22 protein-coding genes are annotated in these 20,280 nt (G+C 71.8%); 12 read left to right on the plus strand and 10 right to left on the minus strand.

Going from position 1 to position 20,280, the window contains the following annotated elements:
* The first annotated feature begins 7 nt into the window (after positions 1-7).
* From ABT092_RS10530 to mnhG, 3 genes are read left to right on the plus strand one after another with little or no spacing between them, the layout of a single operon-like run.
* Complete coding sequence (locus tag ABT092_RS10530) at positions 8-613, plus strand: Na+/H+ antiporter subunit E (protein WP_351242011.1); 606 nt, start codon at positions 8-10, stop codon at positions 611-613.
* On the plus strand, positions 610-927 hold the full coding sequence (locus tag ABT092_RS10535; RefSeq protein ID WP_351242013.1) for an MrpF/PhaF family protein: 318 nt from the start codon (positions 610-612) through the stop codon (positions 925-927). The genes ABT092_RS10530 and ABT092_RS10535 overlap by 4 nt, the downstream gene beginning before the upstream one ends.
* Complete coding sequence (gene mnhG / locus ABT092_RS10540; RefSeq protein WP_351242015.1) at positions 924-1,301, plus strand: monovalent cation/H(+) antiporter subunit G; 378 nt, start codon at positions 924-926, stop codon at positions 1,299-1,301. Before ABT092_RS10535 ends, mnhG begins: the two co-directional genes overlap by 4 nt.
* 15 nt (positions 1,302-1,316) lie before the next feature.
* Here the strand turns inward: mnhG and ABT092_RS10545 are convergent, their stop codons facing one another.
* The 3 genes from ABT092_RS10545 to ABT092_RS10555 all read right to left on the minus strand — a co-directional run bounded on the left by ABT092_RS10545 (position 1,317) and on the right by ABT092_RS10555 (position 3,946).
* On the minus strand, positions 1,317-1,883 hold the full coding sequence (locus tag ABT092_RS10545) for an NADPH-dependent FMN reductase (protein ID WP_351242017.1): 567 nt from the start codon (positions 1,881-1,883) through the stop codon (positions 1,317-1,319).
* An 85-nt stretch (positions 1,884-1,968) separates the two neighbouring features.
* Positions 1,969-2,454 (minus strand): MarR family winged helix-turn-helix transcriptional regulator, encoded by a 486-nt coding sequence (locus ABT092_RS10550; protein ID WP_351242019.1) that lies wholly within the window; start codon positions 2,452-2,454, stop codon positions 1,969-1,971.
* Positions 2,455-2,485: 31 nt separating this feature from the next.
* Positions 2,486-3,946, minus strand: coding sequence for an aldehyde dehydrogenase family protein (locus ABT092_RS10555; protein WP_351242021.1), 1,461 nt, complete (start codon positions 3,944-3,946; stop codon positions 2,486-2,488).
* Positions 3,947-4,376: 430 nt separating this feature from the next.
* Between ABT092_RS10555 and ABT092_RS10560 the strand changes: the two genes are divergently transcribed.
* The 7 genes from ABT092_RS10560 to ABT092_RS10590 all read left to right on the plus strand — a co-directional run bounded on the left by ABT092_RS10560 (position 4,377) and on the right by ABT092_RS10590 (position 10,874).
* Positions 4,377-5,555: an NAD(P)-dependent alcohol dehydrogenase gene (locus tag ABT092_RS10560; RefSeq protein WP_351242023.1), complete on the plus strand. Its 1,179-nt coding sequence runs from the start codon at positions 4,377-4,379 to the stop codon at positions 5,553-5,555.
* A 55-nt stretch (positions 5,556-5,610) separates the two neighbouring features.
* Complete coding sequence (locus ABT092_RS10565) at positions 5,611-6,681, plus strand: MBL fold metallo-hydrolase (RefSeq protein WP_351242025.1); 1,071 nt, start codon at positions 5,611-5,613, stop codon at positions 6,679-6,681.
* Between the two features lie 130 nt (positions 6,682-6,811).
* Positions 6,812-7,333, plus strand: a complete 522-nt coding sequence (locus ABT092_RS10570; protein ID WP_351242027.1) for a MarR family winged helix-turn-helix transcriptional regulator — start codon at positions 6,812-6,814, stop codon at positions 7,331-7,333.
* Between the two features lie 73 nt (positions 7,334-7,406).
* A complete protein-coding gene (locus ABT092_RS10575; protein WP_351242029.1) occupies positions 7,407-8,039 on the plus strand; it encodes a hemerythrin domain-containing protein in 633 nt (210 codons plus the stop codon).
* Between the two features lie 103 nt (positions 8,040-8,142).
* The gene (locus tag ABT092_RS10580; protein ID WP_351242031.1) at positions 8,143-9,213 is read left to right on the plus strand and encodes an LLM class flavin-dependent oxidoreductase; all 1,071 of its coding nucleotides are present in this window, start codon (positions 8,143-8,145) and stop codon (positions 9,211-9,213) included.
* Entirely contained in the window at positions 9,210-9,791 is a 582-nt protein-coding gene (msuE, locus tag ABT092_RS10585; protein ID WP_351242033.1) for an FMN reductase, read from the plus strand. The genes ABT092_RS10580 and msuE overlap by 4 nt, the downstream gene beginning before the upstream one ends.
* A gap of 21 nt (positions 9,792-9,812) precedes the next feature.
* Positions 9,813-10,874, plus strand: a complete 1,062-nt coding sequence (locus tag ABT092_RS10590) for a YhgE/Pip domain-containing protein (protein WP_351242035.1) — start codon at positions 9,813-9,815, stop codon at positions 10,872-10,874.
* Positions 10,875-10,886: 12 nt separating this feature from the next.
* Here ABT092_RS10590 and ABT092_RS10595 read toward each other — a convergent pair whose 3' ends face one another.
* The 3 genes from ABT092_RS10595 to ABT092_RS10605 form a co-directional block, all read right to left on the minus strand.
* A complete protein-coding gene (locus tag ABT092_RS10595; protein WP_351242037.1) occupies positions 10,887-11,507 on the minus strand; it encodes an L-threonylcarbamoyladenylate synthase in 621 nt (206 codons plus the stop codon).
* Positions 11,508-11,640: 133 nt separating this feature from the next.
* Positions 11,641-13,398 (minus strand): acyl-CoA dehydrogenase family protein, encoded by a 1,758-nt coding sequence (locus tag ABT092_RS10600; RefSeq protein ID WP_351242039.1) that lies wholly within the window; start codon positions 13,396-13,398, stop codon positions 11,641-11,643.
* Between the two features lie 207 nt (positions 13,399-13,605).
* Positions 13,606-14,181, minus strand: a complete 576-nt coding sequence (locus tag ABT092_RS10605) for a helix-turn-helix domain-containing protein (protein WP_351242041.1) — start codon at positions 14,179-14,181, stop codon at positions 13,606-13,608.
* Between the two features lie 214 nt (positions 14,182-14,395).
* On the opposite strand from ABT092_RS10605, the gene ABT092_RS10610 reads away from it, so the two are divergent.
* Positions 14,396-15,196 carry an aldolase gene (locus tag ABT092_RS10610; protein ID WP_351242043.1) on the plus strand — a complete coding sequence of 267 codons (801 nt, stop codon included), beginning with the start codon at positions 14,396-14,398 and terminating at the stop codon, positions 15,194-15,196.
* On the plus strand, positions 15,196-16,131 hold the full coding sequence (locus tag ABT092_RS10615) for a dihydrodipicolinate synthase family protein (protein WP_351242045.1): 936 nt from the start codon (positions 15,196-15,198) through the stop codon (positions 16,129-16,131). Before ABT092_RS10610 ends, ABT092_RS10615 begins: the two co-directional genes overlap by 1 nt.
* Positions 16,132-16,180: 49 nt before the next feature.
* Here ABT092_RS10615 and ABT092_RS10620 read toward each other — a convergent pair whose 3' ends face one another.
* From ABT092_RS10620 to ABT092_RS10635, 4 genes are read right to left on the minus strand one after another with little or no spacing between them, the layout of a single operon-like run.
* Positions 16,181-17,236: a FecCD family ABC transporter permease gene (locus tag ABT092_RS10620; RefSeq protein WP_351242047.1), complete on the minus strand. Its 1,056-nt coding sequence runs from the start codon at positions 17,234-17,236 to the stop codon at positions 16,181-16,183.
* Positions 17,233-18,348, minus strand: a complete 1,116-nt coding sequence (locus tag ABT092_RS10625) for an iron chelate uptake ABC transporter family permease subunit (RefSeq protein WP_351242049.1) — start codon at positions 18,346-18,348, stop codon at positions 17,233-17,235. Before ABT092_RS10625 ends, ABT092_RS10620 begins: the two co-directional genes overlap by 4 nt.
* Entirely contained in the window at positions 18,345-19,229 is an 885-nt protein-coding gene (locus ABT092_RS10630; protein ID WP_351242051.1) for a siderophore-interacting protein, read from the minus strand. Before ABT092_RS10630 ends, ABT092_RS10625 begins: the two co-directional genes overlap by 4 nt.
* Entirely contained in the window at positions 19,226-20,245 is a 1,020-nt protein-coding gene (locus ABT092_RS10635) for an ABC transporter substrate-binding protein (protein WP_351242053.1), read from the minus strand. The genes ABT092_RS10630 and ABT092_RS10635 overlap by 4 nt, the downstream gene beginning before the upstream one ends.
* Between the last annotated feature and the right edge of the window lie 35 nt (positions 20,246-20,280).

A 20,280-nucleotide genomic window follows, 5' to 3' on the forward strand; every position in this document is an offset into this window, starting at 1 on the left:
CGTTCCCGTGATCTCGCTGCGGTTCCGCGATCCGAAGCTGCCGCCCTTCAGCTGCGCGGTGGTGGGACGTCGACGCCGGGTGCTGGACGCGCCGCTGATCGCCTGGCTGACCGTGGTGTGGATGCTGTTGTGGGGCACGCTCAGCCTGCCCAATGCGATCACCGGCGTCCTGGTGGCGGTGACCGTGTGCCTGGTGTTCCCGCTGCCGCAGGTCAACATCGGGCTGCGGCTCCATCCGTGGGGGATCGTCCGGTTGACGGTCCGACTGCTGTGGGAGATGTACACGGCCGGGGCGAAGGTGTCGCACCAGTTGGTGGACCGGCGGCCGTTCCGGGCGGGTGTCCTCGCCGTGCCGCTGCGCTGTCGCAGCGATCTGATGCTCACCGCGACCGCCCTCGCCGTCTCCAACGTGCCCGACGGTTCGGTGGTCGAGGTGCACCGTGCGCAGGCGACGCTGTTCGTGCACGTCCTGGAGGCCGAGGACCCGGCGACGCCGGAACGGGCGCGGCAGGGGGTGTGGCGGATGGAGGAGTTGGTGGTGCGGGCGTTCGGCGACCGCGAGGAGATCGCCCGGGTGCGGCAACCGCCGCCCCGGCCCCGGAGTCCGAGGTGAGCGCCGCGCAGGCCGTGGACCGGGGCCTGTTGGTGGCCGCCGCGGTGCTGCTGCTGGTCGCGGGGGCGTTGGTGCTGTACCGGGTGTGGCGCGGGCCGTCCATGTTGGACCGGGCGATGGCCCTCGACGTGTGCGCCGCGTTGATGATCGCGGGGATCGGGGTGCGTTCGGCGCTGAGCCGGGATTCGTTCTACTTCCCGGCGATGCTGGTGCTGGCGTTCCTGGGGTTCACCGGGTCGGTGGGCATCGCCCGGTTCATCGCGGTGCGGGACCGGGCCCCGGACCAGCCGCCGAGCGGGGAGGCGGGCAGGTGAGCGGTTGGGCCCAGGCCGCGGACACCACGGGGGCGGTGTTGCTGTTCGTGGGCGCGGCGGTCAGCCTGTTCGGCGCGCTCGGAATGGTCCTGATGCCCGATGTGCTCTCCCGTAGCCATGCGGCGACCAACCCCCAGGCGCTGGGGATGTTGTTGGTGTTGATGGGGGTGGCGCTGCGGCTGCGCAGCGGCATCGACCTGGGCACCCTGGGGCTGGTGGGCTTCTTCCAGCTGTTGACCGGGCCGGTGGCGGCGCATCTGGTGGCGCGGGTGGCGTACCGCACGGGGTACGCGGGCCGCGAGGGCCTGGTCTTCGACGAGTTGGACGAACAGCTCAGCGCGGCCCCGGAGCCGGAGGACGACGGGGCCGCGTGAGCGGGCGGCGGAGCCTCAGCCGGCGGGCGTGCGCAGCGGGGCCAGTGCGGTGCTCCAGGCGATCAGCTGGTCCAGCATGGCGTTGACGGCGTCCTTCTGGAGCGGCTGGGGGGTGAGCTTGGTGAAGTCCTCGAAGTCGTTGAAGAGGGACAGCATCACCTGGTTGCGGACGGTGGCGACCTGGACCTCGGCCATGATGTGGCGGAGGTGCTCGATGGCCCGGGAGCCGCCCGCGCTGCCGTAGCCGACGAATCCGGCGGCCTTGTTGTTCCACTCGGCGTAGAGGAAGTCGATGGCGTTCTTCAGGACCGCCGAGGTGGAGTGGTTGTACTCGGGGGTGACGAACACGAAGCCGTCGTAGCCGTCGATGGTGGCGGCCCACTGCTTGGTGTGTTCGTTGGCGTACTGCTGGAGGGACGGGGGCATGGCCTCGTCCAGGAACGGCAGGGGGACGTCGCGGAGGTCGACGAGGTCGAACTCGGCGTCGTCGCGTTCCTGGGCGATCTCGTGGACCCAGCGGGCGACGGAGCTGCCGACACGGCCGGGGCGGGTGGCGCCGATGATGATGGCGATCTTGGGCACGGGTTTCCTCGGAATGGTGGGTGTGGGTGGAGGCGGGGGCTTCGGTCTCGGGGCGGGGCCCGTTCCTGCGCGCCGCGCAGGGTGCTCACATCGCCTCCCGGTCCGGGCCGCGGGGCGTGGTCAGCCGCTGGCGGAGCCGTTCGCTGATGTCGTGCAACTGTCGGAGTTCGTCGTCGGTGAGGTGGTCCAGCAGCCGGGTCCGGGCACAGGCCGCGTGCCAGGGGGCGGCGTCCTCCAGCGCCCGTTCTCCGGAGGGGGTCAGCCGGGCCAGGTGGACGCGGCGGTCGCCGGGGTCGGTGTGGCGTTCGACCCGTTCCTGCTGTTCCAGTCGGTCGACCAGGTGGGAGAGCCGGCTGGTGGAGACCCCGGTGCGACGGGCGAGTTCGCTCATGGGCAGTTGGTGGCCGGGCGCGTCGGCGAGCCAGGCCAGCACCTCGTAGTGGATCTGCGAGACGTCGCTCTCCCGCCGCAGTTCCTGGCCGAGTTGTTCGGACAGCAGTCGGGCGGCGGAGAGGAAGGCGCGCATGGTCCGCTGCGCGCTGTGTTCGGAGCGGGCCGGTGCGGTGGTCATGGCGTTCCTCCTCGGTGCTGCGGGGCGCGGGTCAGGACGCGCGGGGAGCGGGGTGCACGATGTGCTTGATCTCCTGGAACTCCTCCAGGGCGCGCTCGCCGTTGAGCCGGCCCACGCCGCTCTGCTTGAAGCCGCCCTCCTCCATCTGGTCGACGATGACGGCCCAGGTGTTGGACCAGACGGTACCGGCGTCCAGTTCGCGGGCGACCCGCAGCGGCCGGTCCGCGTCCCGGCTCCACACGCTGGCGGCGAGGCCGAACTCGGTGGCGTTGGCGCGGGCGATGGCGTCGGCCTCGTCGTCGAAGACCTCGAAGGTGGCGACGGGCCCGAACACCTCCTGCTGGACGATGGGCCGGTCGACGTCGTCGACCTCCACCAGGCTGGGGCGGACGAAGGCGCCCCGGGCGAGCGGACCCTCGGTGATGCGTCCGCCGCGGACCAGGACCTCGGCGTAGGCGGCGGCCTCGGCGACGGCCCGGTCGACGCGCTCGGCGTTGGCCGTGTCGATCAGGGGGCCCATCTCGCTGTCGGGGTCGGTGCCGGGGCCGACCTTGACGGCCTCCAGCGCGGCGGTCAGCCGGGTGCGCAGTTCGTCCGCGACGCCGCGCTGGACGAGGATGCGGCTGCCCGTCATGCAGAACTGTCCGGTGAAGGTGGTGACGGCCTTGGTCAGGACGGGTACGGCCGCGTCCAGGTCGGCGTCGTCGAAGACGATCATCGGGGTCTTGCCGCCGAGTTCCAGGGACATGCCCTTCAGCGAGGCGGAGGCGTCGGCCATGATGGCGCGTCCCACCCGGGTGCTGCCGGTGTAGCTGATCACGTCGACTCCCGGGTCGGACACGATCAGTCGCGCACCCCGGCTGCCGGATTCGGTGAAGGCGTTGAACACCCCGCGCGGCAGGGCCGTGGTGCCGGCCACGATCTCGTACAGCAGGTGATTGGTGAGGGCGGTCTGTGCGGGCAGCTTGAGCACCACGGTGGCGCCCGCCGCGAGCGCCGGAGCGAAGGAGCGCACGGAGAGGATGACCGGCGAGTTCCAGGGGGCTATCACTCCGGCGACGCCGACGGGCTGGCGCAGGGTCATCGAGTAGAGGCCGGGCTTGACCTCCGCGGCGCGACCCGACTCCGTCAGGGCCAGCGCACCGTAGTAGCGGATCTTGGAGACGGTCAGGTCGACCTCCAGCGCGGCTTCCGCGGGGATCTTGCCGTTCTCCCGGGAGAGCAGGGCGACGAGCTCGTCCCGACGGGCGGCCATCCGGTCCGCCATCTCAAACAGGGCCCTGGCGCGCAGGTCGCGGTCCCGGGCCCAGTCCCCGGTGCGGAAGGCACGTCGGGCCGCGTCGATCGCGGCGCGGGCCTCGTCGGTGCCGCCGTCCGCATAGGTGCCGATGACCTCGCCGGTGGCCGGGTCGGTGGACTCGCCGACGGTCGTGGAGTCGGTCCACACGCCGTCGATGAAGTTGCGGGCGTGGGCGGTGCTCTGGGTGGTCATCGGGCTACTCCTGTGGGAAGCGTCTGCGGTTGCGGAGCCGTGGCCGTTCGGTGCGCGGGATGCGCGCCGCACACCGACGCGAGACGGTGGAACGGTGGGACGGACCGCAGTCCGGATGGGACACGGGACAGGTTAGTTCGTTCCGCAACCAACCGTATACCGCTCAGCGCGCAACCGGAGTCAACTATTCCCCACCCGAGGGACACCGAGAACGATGCGCGCGCATCCATTTGCCCCTCCCTCAAGAGTGTGCTTATCATTCGTTGCACAACGAACTAAATGGGTTTGGTCGCCGGTGGCGAGGGACGCACAGCCGCCCGCCGCCGACGCCCCCGACCCATCCCTCTTCAGCCGCTTCGGCGGCCCGTGGATCGCCCCCGCCCGTGGCCCAGGCCCGCCCGGGGAGCGCATCCGGTTGGGAGAAACGATCATGGCGGCAGCATCATCCGGCGGCCCCGCCCCGCACACCCAGGACGCCCCCCATCCCACCGCCTCCCCGGTCAGGGCGGCGGTGGTCAGGGAGAAGGGCGGCCCCTTCGCCTTCGAGGACCTCGTCCTCGACACCGCGCTCCGCCCCGACGAGGTCCTCGTCCGGGTGGTGGCGACCGGCGTCTGCCAGACCGACGTCCACGTACGGGACCAGGCACTGCCCGTGCCCTTGCCCGCGGTCCTCGGACACGAGGGCGCCGGTGTGGTCGAGCGGGTCGGGGCGGGCGTCACCTCCGTCGCACCGGGCGACCACGTGGTGATGTCGTACCAGTCGTGCGGGCAGTGCACGCCCTGCCGCAGCGGCAACCCCGCGTACTGCGCGCTCTCCTTCCCCGCCAACTTCGGCGGCTCCCGCCTCGACGGCAGCAATGCGCTACGACGCGGCACGGACGGTGACGGCGAGTCGGTGCACGGCCACTTCTTCGGCCAGTCCTCCTTCGCCACCCTCTCCCTGGCCACCGAGCGCAATGTGGTCAAGGTGCCCGAGGACCTCCCCCTGGACCTGCTCGCGCCGCTCGGCTGCGGACTCCAGACCGGGGCGGGCGCCGTCCTCAACTCGCTGGCGGTGCCGGCCGGCTCCTCCGTGGTGGTCATCGGCACCGGCACGGTCGGACTGGCCGCGGTGATGGCGGCCAAGGTCGCCGGGGCCTCGCCGATCATCGCCGTGGACATCGTCCCGGAGCGGCTGGACCTCGCCCGGGAACTCGGTGCGACGCACGCCGTCAACGCCAAGGACGAGGACACGGCCGCCCGGATCGCCGAGATCACCGGTGGCGGCGCGGACTACGTCCTGGAGATCACGGCGCGTCCCGAGATGCTCACCCTGGCCGTGGACGCCCTCGCACCGCTCGGCACCGCCGCGCTCATCGGCGGAGCCCCGGCCGGAGCGCACGCACCGGTGAACATGAACGCCCTCCTCGGCGGGCGGACCGTCCGGGGCGTGGCGCAGGGCGACTCGATCCCCCAGTTGTTCATCCCGCAGCTCATCGACCTCTACCGGGCCGGTCGCTTCCCCTTCGACCGGCTCGTCACCCACTACGGCTTCGACGAGATCAACGAGGCCGTCACCGACACGCGGACCGGGGCGGCCATCAAGCCCGTGCTCCGCATCGGGGCCTGACCACGGCCCCGCCCCCACCACTCCTCACGCACACCAGAGCAAGGACATCACGATCATGACCGATCACCAGAAGCCCGGCACCCCGACCGACCGCCACCAGCTGGGTGCGGCCGGCATGCCGCTCAACACCCTCGCCGACTACCGCCCGATCCCCGCGAACGGCTACGGGGCCCTGTTCCTCCCCGAGCGGCTCGACAAGGGCTACCACGTCGAGGAGATCCACGACGGCGCCTACTACGTGACCTCGGGGGCCTACGACACCATGTTCGTCCGCACCGGGAACGGCGTGGTGGTGGTGGACGCCCCGCCGCTGCTCGGCGAGAACCTGAACCGCGCCATCGCGGAGGTCACCGACGAGCCGGTCACCCATCTGATCTACAGCCACTGGCACTCCGACCACATCGGCGCCGCCGGGATCTTCGCCGACGCCAAGCCGAAGGTCATCGCGCACGACTACACCCGCGAGATGATCCAGCGCTGGCCGGACCTCGGCGGCGAGCGCGGCATCCCGGTACCCACCGAGACGATCACCAGCAGCGACAGTCTGGTCGTCAACGGGGTCCGCTTCGACCTCGACTACCACGGGGTGAACCACACCCCGGGCAACATCTTCATCTACGCGCCCCAGCAGAAGGCCCTGGCCGCGATCGACATCATCAGTCCCGGATGGAGCGCCTTCAAGCACTGCGACGCCTCCGAGAACATCCGCGGCTGGGCCGAGGCCCACGACTGGATCCTCGACTACGACTTTAAGGGCGTGGTCTCCGGCCACGTCAACCGCTACGGCACCCCCGAGGACGCCAGGGCGTCGCGCGACTACACCAACGACATCCTCACCTTCGCCAAGGAGGCCCTCGACAACGGCCAGGAGCTGGAGTACATCGAGCGCATCGGCTTCAGCAACGCGTGGGTCCTCTGGGAGAACTACTTCAACGAGATGACCAACTACGTCACCAAGAAGACCCTGGAGAAGGTCACCGACAACGGCCAGACCTGGGCCCAGCGGCTCGCCGGCGCGGACGTCATGACCAAGTACCACGCCTACTCGATCCTGGAGGCCCTGCGCCTGGAGTACGGCATGGTCACCGCCTTCGAGAAGCTCATCCTGCCGCAGCCCCGCGGCTGACCGGAGCCACCGCCGGACGGCCCGGCCCCGCCCCCGCGGGCCGGGCCGTCCCCGCTACGACCGTCCTATCATTCCATCCGAGACCGATTCGTTGGGGAACGAACGGACAGCCGACCAGCCGGGAGGGGCCATGGATCTGACCACCGAGACCCACGCCGAGCGCGAGGACCCGCAGGCACCGCGCCAGGGCTCGCCCACGCGCCCCCTCAACCGCACCGAGCGCGCGGTGTGGCTGGGCCTGCTCTCCACCCACCTGCGGCTGCTGCGCACGCTCGACGCGGAGCTGGTGTCCGCCGAGCGGTTGCCGATGTCCTCCTTCGAGGTGCTGCTCACCCTGGCCGAGGCGCCCGGGGGGCGGCTGCGGATGAAGGACATCGCCGCATCGCTGCTGATCAGCCGCAGCGGCCTCACCCGGATCGTGGACGACCTGGAGCGACAGGGCCTGGCCATCCGGGAGAAGTGCCCCACCGACGCACGCGGATTCGACGCCGTCCTGACCGAAGCGGGCAAGAAGGCGTACCGGCGGGCGCGGAAGGTGCACCTGACCAATCTGCGGCGCGAGTTCCTGGACCGGCTCAGCGAGGAGCAGCTCGCCTCCCTCGCGGACATCTGGCGCACGCTCGGCTTCGACGACGGCGCCGACGCCTGCTGAGCCGCGCCGGAGCGTTCCGCCGCCGTCCCCCGGGACGGCGGTGCGCCACCCGAGACGACGAGGCACACCACCCATGACCGAACGCGAGCGGCGGGCACGCCCCGCCGCGACCTCCCTCCCGCACGCCCGTCCCCCCGTGGACGCGGCCGACCCCCTCGACGAGGCGACCCGCCCGCGGGCGCCGAAGCACCCTGCCGCCGGGCCGCCGCGCCGCGGCGGCACCGGGCTGCGCCTCAAGCTCATCCACGACGGACTGCGCCGCGAGATGCGACAGATCCGCACGGCTGTGGAGCAGGTCGCGGCCGGACGGCTGGACCCCGCCGGCGCCCGCCGGGCCGTCAACCAGCTCAGCTCGCGGCAGGGCTACCGCACCCTGGGTGCCTTCTGCACCGCCTACCACCGCACGCTCACGGTGCACCACACCATCGAGGACCAGTTGATGTTCCCCGAGCTCCGCGACCGGCAGCCGTCACTGGGCCCCGTCGTCGAGCGCCTGGAGCAGGAACACGAGGTCATCGCCGAGACGCTGGCGAACCTCGACACGGCCCTGGTCGCCCTCGTCGAAGGCGACCAGGCCGGCTCCGCTGCGCGGCTGGACCGCGTACGGGCCCTCACCGCCCGGCTCGACCGGGTGCTCTCCTCCCATCTGCGCTACGAGGAGGACGAGCTCCTGGAGCCGCTGGACCGGCTGGGCATCCACGTCTGACCAGGGGGCAAGCCACCCGGCCGAACCCGGGGGAATACTGCCGCACACTCCCCATGTTGTTCGTTGCGCAACTAACCAATAGACCCTCTCCCGGAGCAACCCCATGGCTTTTGAACTCGGCATCTACCACTTCGGCGAACTGACGCCCGACCCGGTCACGGGGAAGACGCCGGCGCCCGGGCCACGGCTGCGGGAGCTGGTCGAACAGGCGAAGGTCGCGGACGAGGCGGGCCTGGACGTCTTCGCGGTCGGCGAGCACCACCGCACCGACTTCGTCGTCTCCTCCCCCGCCGTGGTCCTGGCCGCCATGGCGGAGAACACCCGCTCCATCAAGCTCTCCAGCGCGGTCACCGTCCTCAGCTCCGACGACCCGGTCCGGGTGTTCCAGCAGTTCGCCACGGTCGACCTGCTGTCCGGCGGACGGGCGGAGATCATCGCGGGGCGCGGCTCGTACATCGAGTCCTTCCCCGTCTTCGGCTACGACCTCGGCGACTACTCCGAGTTGTTCGCGCAGAAGCTGGACCTGCTGCTCAAGCTCCGCGAGGAGAACCCGATCAGTTGGCGCGGGGCGCTGCGGGCCCCGCTGGTGGACGCCGACATCACCCCGCGGCCCGACCGCGAACTGCCGGTGTGGGTGGCCGTGGGCGGCACCCCCGCGTCGGTGGTGCGGGCCGGTCGGCTCGGACTCCCGCTCTCCCTGGCGATCATCGGCGGCAGCTACCGGCAGTTCGCGCCGTTCGTCGACCTGTACCGCAGGGCCGCGGCCGAGGCGGGGCACGACCCGAAGACGCTGAAGGTGTCGGTGAACTCGCCGGGCTTCGTCGCCCCGACCCACCGGGAGGCGATCGAGGTGTCGCACCCCTACTTCCAGGCGGGCTGGATGGCCAACCACCACCAGCGCGGCCAGGGCGTGCCGATGCCGAAGGCCGCCTACGAGGCCCAGGCCACCGAGGCCGGAGCCTTCTTCCTGGGCAGTGCGCAGGAGGTCGTCGACAAGATCATGGCGCAGCACGAGCTCTTCGCGCACGACCGCATGATGATCCAGCTCGGATTCGGCAACCTGCCCCAGCGCGAAGCGCTCAAGTCCATCGAACTGATCGGCTCCGAGGTGGCGCCGGTGGTCCGCAAGGAGATCGCCTCCCGCACCGCGGCCGACGCGGCGGTGGCCTCGTGAACCGCCCGCTGCGGGTGACCGCCGTGGTCGGCTCCCTGAGCACCCCCTCGAAGACGACGGCCCTGGTCGAGTTGATCCTGCGGACCCTGGCCGACCGGACCCCGATCGAGTCCCGGCTCGTCGAACTGCACGCCCTGAAGGGGGCGTTCACCGGAGCAGCGGCACGGGACGAGGTGGGCGCCGAGGTGGAGGAGGCGCTGCGGGCGGTGGAGGAGGCCGATCTGGTGATCGCGGCCACCCCGGTCTTCCGTGGCTCCTACACCGGGTTGTTCAAGCACTTCTTCGACCTGGTGGACCCCTACGGGCTCGCCGCCACGCCGGTGATGCTCGCCGCGACCGGGGGCAGCGACCGCCACGCACTGGTGATCGAGCACGCGATGCGCCCCCTGTTCGGATTCCTCCAGGCGTGGACCGCGCCGGCCGGGATCTACCTCAGCGCCGGGGACTTCGACGGGACGACCGTCCTCAACCCGGAGGTCTACGAGCGGATCGAGATGGCGGTCGGGGACGTGGTGCCCGTCGCCCGGGCGCTCGCCGCGGCAGCCGAACCGACCACCGCCCCGACCCCTTCCGCCTGACCCGTTTCGAGGAACGGACCCATGCCCCAGACACCTCCCGCGCCGCTCCGGACCGAGAAGGCCGCGACCGCCCCGCCCGTGGCGCGGCGCACGCTCCTCCACCGGACCGGGGCCGCCGCCCGCCCGGTGCTGCTCCCGGTCTCCGTGGCCGTGGCCATCGGCGCCATCTTCATCAGCGTCTACCTCTCCGCCTTCCACGCCCCGGTGGCGCGCGACCTCCCGGTGGCCGTCGTCGGGGACGCCGGAACGGCCCGTCAGGTGGCGGACCGTCTGCCGGGCCCGCCGGCGGACACGTTCCGGGTGACGGCCGTCGCGGACGAGCGGGCGGCCCGGACGGCCGTCGAGCACGGAGAGGTGTTCGCGGCCTACTCGCCCGGGCCCGACCGTGCGGAGCTGTGGTACGCGGGGGCGCACGGACCTGCGGTCACCGCGCTGGTGACCGAGGGGCTGGCACCGCTGGCCGCGGCGGACGGCCAACGGCTGGAGGTGGTCGACGCGGTGCCCGCCTCGCCCCAGGACACCCGTGGCCTCGCGGTCTTCTACACCACCTTCGGGCTGGTGTTGGCGGGGTACCTGTTCGGGATCATGACGTACCAGCTCTCACCCGGGGTGTCGGTGCGCCGGAGGCTGGCCGGGCTGGCCGCCTTCGGGGCGGTCGGCGGGGTGACGGTGGCCCTCGTGGTCTCCGCGTTCGGGGCGTTGCCCGCACCGTTCGCCGGAGTGGCGGCGTTGGTGGCGCTGGTCGCCCTCGCGGTGGGCGCGGCCACCATGGTGTTGGTGCGGGCGCTGGGGGTGCTGGGGTCCAGCGCCGCCGCCGTGGTCTTCATGACGGTCGGCAACGCGACCAGCGGCGGCAGCCTGCCGGCCGAGTTCCTGCCCCCGTGGCTCGCGCCCTTCTCCGAGGTCCTCCCGGTCGGGGTGGGGGTGCGGGCCGTCAACGGCCTGGCCTACTTCCACGGTGACGGCGTGCTCGCGGGCGTGCTCGTCCTCGGGCTGTGGATCGCGGCCGGGGTCGGCGGCATGCTGGTGCTCGAACGGGGCGGGTACCGGTTGCCGCTGCCCGGCGTCCCCCGCCCCTCCTGACCTCCCGGCGGGCTACTCGAAACGGCTCGGGTCCCCCGCGCCGTACCGCACGACCTCGGGCTCGCCGTCGGAGAAGTCGACGACCGTGGTCGGTTCGGTGCCGCAGTCCCCGGAGTCCACGACCGCGTCCACGACGTGGTCGAGCCGTTCCTTGATCTCCCAGCCCTGGGTCAGCGGCTCGTCCTCGTCGGGCAGCAGCAGGGTGCTGGAGAGCAGCGGTTCGCCGAGTTCGGCGAGGAGCGCCTGGGTGACCTTGTGGTCCGGGATGCGCACGCCCACGGTCTTCTTCTTGGGGTGCAGCAACTGCCGGGGGACTTCCCGGGTCGCGGGCAGGATGAAGGTGTAGCTTCCCGGCGTCGCGGCCTTGATCGCCCGGAACACGTCGTTGTCGATGTGCACGAACTGGCCCAGTTGGGCGAAGTTCTCGCACATCAGCGTGAAGTGGTGCCGGTCGTCGAGCTGACGGATCGCACGGATGCGGGCCAGTCCGTCGCGGTTGCCCACCTGACAGCCCAGGGCGTAACAGGAGTCCGTGGGATAGGCGATGAGGGCGCCGGAGCGGACGCTGTCGGTGATGGTGCTGATCATGCGCCGCTGGGGATTGTCGGGGTGCACGTCGAAGTACTTGGCCATCCGGTGAGTCTACGACCCGCCCCGCCGGGCGCCGGGAGGCCACCGGTCCGCGCCGGCGATCGGCTTCCGCGCCGCCGTCACTCCGTGGTCGGGAGTGACGACGGCGGGCCGGCCCCGCGGCCGCTCGGCCGGTTCAGCCGGCGGCGGGCGCGTGGTCGCCGATCGGCCAGGTCCACCCGGTGGAGCGGATCCAGGTGTCCTGGTAGTCGCCGGCGATGAAGGCCGTGGGCAGGGCGTCGGCGCTGACGCCGAACGCCCGGGTGATCAGCGGAAGCCGGGGGGCCAACGCGGTGGCCAGCTCCTCGCGCCGCTCCTCCAGCGCGGGGAGCTCGGTGGATTCGAGCGCCTTGTGGTGCAGGTACTCGGCGGCGTGGTCGAGGACGGTGTCCAGGGCGTAGAGCTCGGCGAGGTCTTCGAGGAGGCCTCGGGCCCCGGGGTGCTCGGTGCGCCGGGCGGTGTCCAGCAGGGCGTGGGCCGCCCAGGCGACGGCGTTGGCCTGGGCGGTGCGCAGGGCCTCCCAGCCGCTGTCGGGGTCGCTCCGCTCGACCAGGGCACGGGCGTGCCGGTCGAGGACGCCCTGCCACCGGGGTGCGCCGGGCGCCGGCGCGGGCAAGGGGGTGCGGCGGGCGTGACCGAGGGCCCGGCCCGCCGCGACCTGGAGGACCTGGTTGTCGCCCTCGGCGGTGACCACGCCCTGGGTGCTCCCGAGGTACTCGGTGATCATGTTGGCCCGGAACATGCCCTGGGCACCGAGGCGCTCGCGGCACTCCTGGAGGGTCTCCAGGGCGATGTCGGACAGCAGGGGTTTCGCCAGCATGGCCAGCACCGGGCCCTCGGAGCGCCGGCGTTCGGGGTCGGTGAAGGTCTCCCGGGCCACCCGGGAGAGCGCGGTGGCGGCGCAGACCCGGGCGGTGGCGAGGACGAGCGGGCGGTGGACGTTGTCCCGGGCGATCATCGGGGTCCCGCCGGCGGTGCGGCGCTGCCGTGCGTAGTGGACGGTCAGCCACAGCCCGGCGCGGGCCGCGGCGACGGCGGCCGACGACAGCGCGACCCGACCGGTCTGCAACTGGGCGACGGTGCGGTGGAACCGCTCGCGCAGGGTGGCCACTTCGCTGCGGAAGCGGCCGTGCTCGTCGAAGTCGGCGATCCCGCCCGAGAGCCAGCCGCCCTCGGGGACCACCGCTCCGTCGAAGCGGATGAGGGCGTTGTCCATCGGGCAGTACCCCTTGTCCGGCATCCGCTGCACCTCGACCCCGGGGGCGAGGCCGTCGGGGCCGCGCAGCGTCAGCAGGAAGGGGAACACCCCTTCGTCGCGCCCGTCGGCGATGAGCCGGGCCGCGATCACGGTCACCTTCGGCACCTGGTCGTCGGCCACGTTGGGCATGAACTTCACGGCCGCCGGCTCCGGGGTGTGCAGGGTGAACCGCCGCCGGGCGGAGTCCCAGCGGGCCTCGGTGCGCAACTCCAGCACGTTGCTGCCGTACCCGAGTTCGGTCAGCAGGAAGACGCCCGCGTACCCGGCGTCGTCCAGGAGGGCCAGGGTCTCCCGCTGCTCGGCCGTGTCGGTGCCGAGGCTCTGGATGGCCCCGACCGTCAGGGTGAAGTGGCCGCTGAGGACGGAGAACAGGTCGGGGGAGGCGACCAGGGACCAGTCGAACAGGTCGAAGAGCAGGGGGAGGTCCTCGGCGACCCGGCTCGACGGGCCCAGCCGGGCCACCACCTGCCGCAGCTGTTCGTAGCCGGCGCGGGCCCGCTCCTGGTACGACCGCTCCGTGCCGCCCGGAACGGTCGTTTCGGCCACGACGGTCCGCGCCCGACGATCGTCGCGCCCGAGGAGGGCTTCTTGCAGGACGGCAGCCGTAGGGGTGTCAAGCGCCAGGCCGTGGGTCACCACTCACATCCTCACATCGGGATACCCATGCACATTTTCGCGATGATCTTAGGATTGCGAACGGCCTTCCCACATCCGCGAAATCACGCCGAATCGCCCGCACGGGCGGCTTGTTGGGCCCTCTTGCGCGCATGCGGAATCCCTGCGAAGGCAACCCCTGACGGGGCCGGCGCCGGCGCCCGGCGCCACGCCGAGGAGGGGGCGGGGTCAGGGCAGCTGGTGGGGGTGCGCGCTCTCGCCCTCGGGCCGGTCGTCGCACACCAGCAGCAGGACGGCGGCCCGCTCCTCGCCCACCGAACGGACCTTGTGGGGCGTGGTGGCCTTGAAGTAGGCGCTGTCGCCCGGTTCGAGCGGGAAGACCCGGGAGGGGGTGATGAGTTCGACCCGCCCCTGGTGGACGAAGAGGAACTCCTCGCCCGGGTGGTCCCGGAAGGGGACCGGGTCGGCGTCGTGCGGCGGGTGGAGCACGAAGGGCGTCATCCGCTTGGTGCCGGCCTGGAGCGCGATGCCCTCGTAGCGGGACCCCGGCTCGTCGTCCGGGGTGAGCGCCTGCCGCTCGCCGGCCCGGGTGACCGTGACCTCGACCAGCTCTCCGGCATCGACGAAGAGGCTGTCGAGCGGTACGTCCAACGCCTTCGCCAGCGAGACGCTGACCGCGATCGACGGCACGCTCCGCCCCCGCTCGACCTTGGACAGGTAGCTCTTGGTGACGCCGGCCCGCGCGGCGAGCACCTCCAGCGTCAGCAGTCGCTCCTTGCGCAACTGTCGCACCCGGTTGATCACCGCTCGCCTCCCTTCCCGCACCCCCGGACAGGAGGTCGACCGAACCCCAGTATGTCCCGAACCGCTCCACGCCCCGGCAGGCCGCCCCCGCCTCCTTGCCGCATGACACCTTGTGTCTTATAGTCCACCTTGTTTCCTTACGGTGGTGCCCCGCACCACCACCGCCCCGTCGGCGGGGCGGCCCGAGGACACGCCCAGGAACTGGAGCAGAGACATGGCAGACACCCTCGCGGACACGAAGGACGTCCTCGTCGACCGCGCCCAACAGCAGATGCGCGACCACTTCCCCGACTCGGGGCTGACCACGCGCCAGAAGCTGGCCCTGACCTGTCGCATCGCCTTCGACGGCGGACACGACTCGGGGCTCGCCGGCCAGATCAGCGCCCGTGGACAGCAGCCCGGCACCTACTACACCCAGCGCCTCGGGCTGGGCTTCGACGAGATCACCGAGGACAACCTCCTCCTCGTCGTCGACGAGGACCTCCGGGTCCTCGAAGGCGAGGGCATGCCCAACCCCGCGAACCGGTTCCACAGCTGGATCTACCGGGCGCGCGCGGACGTCAACTGCATCATCCACACCCACTCCCTGCACACCGCCGCGCTCGCCATGCTGGAAGTGCCGCTGGTCGTCTCCCAGATGGACACCACACCCCTGTACGACGACTGCGCCTTCCTCAAGGAGTGGCCCGGCGTGCCGGTGGGCAACGAGGAGGGGGAGATCATCTCCGCGGCGCTGGGCGACAAGCGGGCCATCCTGCTCGCCCACCACGGCCAGCTCGTCACCGGAGCCACCGTCGAGGAAGCGTGCAACCTGGCGGTGCTCATCGAACGCGCCGCCCGTCTCCAACTGCTGGCGATGGCCGCCGGAACCGTGCAGCCCTTGGACCCCGCCCTCGCCCGCGAGGCCCACGACTGGACCTCCACGGACCGGCGCAGCCGAGCGAACTTCGCCTACTACGCGCGCAGGGCGCTGCGCAACCACCCCGACTGCGTGAAGGGCACGGTGGACCTCTGATGTCACAGCCGCCGCTCCAGGGCGTCATCTCCTATCCCGTCACCCCCTTCGACCCCGACACCGGTGACCTCGACCTGGCCGCGCTCGACCGGCTCACCCATGAACTGGTGGCGGCGGGCAGTCACGCCGTCGCCCCGCTGGGCAGCACGGGCGAGAGCGCCTACCTGCGGGAGGTCGAGTGGGACGCGGTCTGCGAAACGACCCTCCAGGCCGTGGGCGGCCGGGTGCCCACACTGGTCGGGGTCTCGCACTGGAGCACCGAGGGGACGGTGCGGCGCGCCCGGGTCGCCGCCCGGCACGGAGCCACCGCGATCATGGTGCTCCCCCAGGTCTACTGGAAGCTGACCGAGGACGAACTCCGGCAGCACTTCGCCACCGTCGCCGGCGCCGTGGACCTCCCCGTGATGCTCTACAACAACCCCGGCACCAGCGGGGTGGACCTCCTCCCCGAGACGGTGGTGGCGCTCGCCCGGGGGATCCCCAACCTCACCATGGTCAAGGAGAGTTCCGGGGACGTCGCCCGGTTCCGGGCCATTCCCGAACTCTCCGAGGGAACCCTCTCGGTCTACAACGGGAACAACCCGGTCGCGCTCGAAGCGTTCCGGTCCGGTGCGGTCGGCTGGTGCACGGCCGCCCCCTGTCTGGTGCCCCGCTGGTGCCTCGACCTCTACGAGGCGGCCCGGCTCGACGAGCGGGAACGCGCCGATGCGCTCCTCGCCGAGCTGCTGCCCTTCCTCCGGTTCATCGTCGGCCACGGGCTGCCGCGCGCGGTCAAGGCAGGACGGGAGATCCAACGACGCGGGCTGGGCCGGCCGCGTCCACCGCTGCAACCCCTGCCGGACGAGGAGACCCGGCGCCTGCGGGAGTTGCTCGCCCGACTCGACGCGCCGTCGGCCGCGGACGGTGCGGCCGGTCCGGCGCCGAACGGCGTCTGACCCGCCGGGTGCCCGGCTGAACGGGCGGGGCCGCACGGGCCCCGCCCGTTCAGCCGGTGCGCCGGGCCTGGTGCACCAGCAACCAGACGAAGTACAGGCCACCGATCGACACGGTGACGATGCCGACCGGGAGCTGGACCGGGGCGAACAGACGCTGACCGACGAGATCGGCCAGGGCCAACAGGAACGCCCCCACCATCGCCGAGGGCAGGAGGGCGACGGTGGACGCGCGGGCCAGACGGCGGGCGATCTGCGGGGCCACGAGGGACACGAAGGCGATGGGCCCGGCCGCTGCGGTCACCAGTGCGGTGAGCGCCACTCCGAGGACCACGACGGTGAGCCGCACCGCGTGGGTGCGGGTGCCCAGCGCGGTCGCCGCGTCGTCGCCGAGTTCCAGTTGCCGCATGGCGGGACCTGCGGCCAGGGTCAGCGGGAGGAGGACTGCCAGGACCCCCGCGACGGGCCAGAGTTGCTCGTACCCCAGGCTGTTCAGGGAACCGCCGCCCCAGACCGCGGCCAGCATGGCCTCCTCGATGTCGGCCCGCAACACCAGCCAGGTGTTGAACGCGCCGAGCATGGCGGAGATCGCGATGCCGACGATGATCAGTTGGAAGGCCCGCGTCCCCTGCCGGTAGGCGAGGACGAACACCAGGAACGCCGTGACGATGCCGCCGAGCAGGGACCCCATCGCCACCTGGTAGTAGCCGCCTCCGGTCAGCAGCATGACGACCAGCGCACCGGTGTAGGAGCCGGAGGAGAAGCCGATGACGTCCGGCGAGCCGAGGGGGTTCCTGCTCACCGACTGGAAGATCGCACCGGCGACGGCCAGGGCCGCGCCGAGGAGGACCGCCAGCAGCGCGCGCGGCAGCCGCCACTCCAGGACGATCTTCCGGTTGCCCTCCATGCCGCCCCCGGTCAGTACGCGGAGGACCTCGCCCAGGGGGATCTCGAAGGTGCCGTACGTGACGGTGGCCAGCACGGTGATCGCGGCGAGCGCGGCGAAGACCGCGCAGACGACGAGGGTGCGCACATCGCACCGCAACGACCAGCGCGGGCCGCGGGTCACCAGCACGGCCCGGCCGAAGTCCACGGACGGGGGGCTCACAGTTCGCTCGCCTTCCTGCGCCGGACGAGGAGGATCAACACGGGGGCGCCGATGAACGCGGTCACGATGCCGACCTGGAGTTCCTGCGGGCTGAGGACGACCCTGCCGACGACGTCGGAGAGCGTCAGCAGGATCGGCGCGCAGACCATGGTGTACGGCATGATCCACCGCTGGTCGGGGCCCACGAACCAGCGGACGACGTGGGGGATCATCAGCCCCACGAAGCCGATGGGTCCGGCCGCCCCGGTGGCGGCACCGGCCAGCAGGGTGACGGCGACGACCACGGTCACCCGGGTGCGGCCGATGCCGGCGCCCAGCGAACGGGCGAGGTCGTCGCCGAGGGCGACGGCGTTCAACGACCGAGCGGCGACCAGGGACAGCAGCAGACCGGCTCCGATGAAGGGCAGCACGGTCCACAACACGTCCCATCCGCCGGCCCCGAGCGATCCCGCCGCCCAACCCCGCAGGTCGTCGAAGACCTCGGGGTACAGCAGGGTCACGGCGGCGGAGACGCCGGCCAGCACCGCGCTGAGCGCCACCCCGACGAGCGTCAGCTGGATCGGGGTGGCGCCCGCCCGACCGGCCGACCCGAGGACGTACACCAACGTGGTGGTGGTGACGGCACCCGCGAAGGCCATGCCCAGGTACTGCTCGGTGGTGGTCAGACCGAGGAAGGCGACGCCCAGGACGACGGCGAACCCCGAGCCCGCGTTGACGCCGAGGATGCCGGGGTCGGCCAACGGATTGCGGGTGAGGGCCTGGATCAGCGCTCCGGAGACCCCGAGGGCCGCTCCCACCAACAGGCCCAGCAGGGCGCGCGGCACCCGCATGTCCCGCACGATGTAGGCGTCCTCCGATCCGTCGTAGGCGGTCAACGCGCTCCACACGTCCGCCACGGGAATCGACTTGGCGCCGAAGGTCAGGCTCGTCACCAGGCAGACGACGAGCACGGCGAGGCAGACGGCGAGCCCGAGCGCACGGGCGGCGTGGGTGTGCACCAGCCCCGATCGGTGCCGGTCGTCCTGTCCGCCGCCCCGGTGGGACGGCCCGGCCGGCGGGGCCTGGAGCCGGTCGGGCCGCCCCGCCGGGGCGGCGGTGGCTTGGGTGCTCATAGCCCGAGACGCTCCAACTGCATGTCGTAGAGGTCGCGTCCGACCTCCTCGTCCTCGACGCCTTCCCACACATCCCGCAGTCGGGCCCGGGACTCCGCGTCCAGGGCCGCACGGCGGGCGAGCCACTCCTCCTGTCGGTCCGTCCAGTAGCCGATCACCTGGTACCACTCGGCCGGCAGCCGGAGTTCGTGGCGCAGGTACCGCCGCGCCGTGCGCAGTTCCCTGGACTCGCCCGCCACCCACACATAGGTGCCGGGTGCCAGGGGCAGCGACCGCAGCGTCTCGGTGATGGCGCTGGGGCCGACCCCGTTGCCCCGGCCGGGGACCCATCGCACGTCGAGCCGGCGGGCGGGGCTGGTGAGCGTCATCGCGTGCGAGGGCTCGGCGACCTCGACGACGGCGGTCGCCTCCACGGAGGGGTCCAGTTGTTCGAGCAGCCGGCCCAGTGCGGGGAGTCCGGTGGCATCGGTGACGAAGACCTGTCGGTGCGCCTCGGCGGGTGGCCGGTACAGGCGCCGCGGGGCGCCGAAGACGATCCGGTCGCCGGGCCGGGCACCGGTGGCCCACCCCGCCGCTCGGCCGTGCCCGTGCAGGACGAAGTCGATGTCCACTTCGCCGGCGGACGGTGCGAAGCGGCGGATCGTGTAGGGGGCCGCATGGGGATGGCGGCCTTCCGGATAGTGCCAGTTGCCGTCCTCGTCGACCTCCGGGAGGAGGGGCTGGGCGCCCTCCTCGGGGAAGTGGACGCGGACGTACTCGTCACCGACCCGGGTCGAGGGGTAGTTGCCCAGGGTCTCGCTGCGGAGCGTGATCCGGGTCATTCCCGGGGACAGGCGCCGCACCGCGGACACCTCCGCCAGGACGTAGCCGGGGGCGGTCACTCCCCGTCCTTGGCGTCGATCTTCGCGAGGATGCCTTCCACCTGGTCCAGGGTCTCCCGGCCCCAGTCGAAGGAGGAGACGACCGCGGCGGGGGTGCTCTCGAAGACGAGGCCGTTCTTGACCGCCGGCAGCTTCTTCCACACCTCGTTCTTGTCGAGGGAGGTGACGAAGTCACCGAGGCCGTACCCGTGGAGGAGGACGTCCGCGTTCGACAGCTTCCCCATCCGTTCCAGGGACAGCCACTCGCTCACCGTGCCGGCCTCGCCCTTGTGCTCGCCTTCGGTGAAGGGACGGAACTTGGCTCCCACGGCGTCCCAGGCGGCGACGTAGAAGTGTCCGGTGGGGTAGGTGCCCCAGGTCGTGCGGTCCTGGCCGTGGGCGAACACCGCGATGGTGTGCTTCGCCAGGACGTCCGCGTACTCCTTCTTCACCTCGTCCGCCCGCTCGCGGAACGCGGCCTGCTGCTTCTTGCCCTCGTCCGCCTTGCCGACGGCGGAGGCGATCATCAGGGTCCGCTCCTCCCACGCACCGACGCCCGAGGCGTCGAGTTGGACGACGGGGGCGATGCCCTGGAGCCGCTTCAGTTCGCCCTTCCGGAGGAACCGGGTCTCGGCGAAGATCATGTCGGGGTTCTGCCGCGCCACGGCTTCGACGTTGAGCTCGTAGTAGGTGCCGATGGTGGGGGTCTTCTTGAGAGCCTCGTGGTAGCGCTCGGGACGCAGGTTGGGGTCGGGGTCGTCGAAGCCCTCGACGACCCCGACCGGCTTGATCCCGAGGTCCACCAGGGTGGCGGGCGAGTAGAAGTCGACGGAGACGATGCGCTGGGGCTCGGCCGGGACCTCGACCTTGCCGGCGATGTCGGTGACCGTGCGGGTCCCGGCCTCCGCGCTCTTCGAGGACGCGGGGGTGCCGTCGCTGGAGCAGGCGCTCGTGAGCAGCACGGCTGCGCTCGCCACGGTCAGGGTGAGGAACCGGAACCCCTTGGGGCGGAGTCCGCGGGTGGTACGGCGTGTCATCGTTCTCCTTCGAGACCCCGGAGGCACGAAGAAGG

The organism is Streptomyces sp. NPDC002490, assembly GCF_040296045.1.
GTDB lineage: Bacteria > Actinomycetota > Actinomycetes > Streptomycetales > Streptomycetaceae > Streptomyces.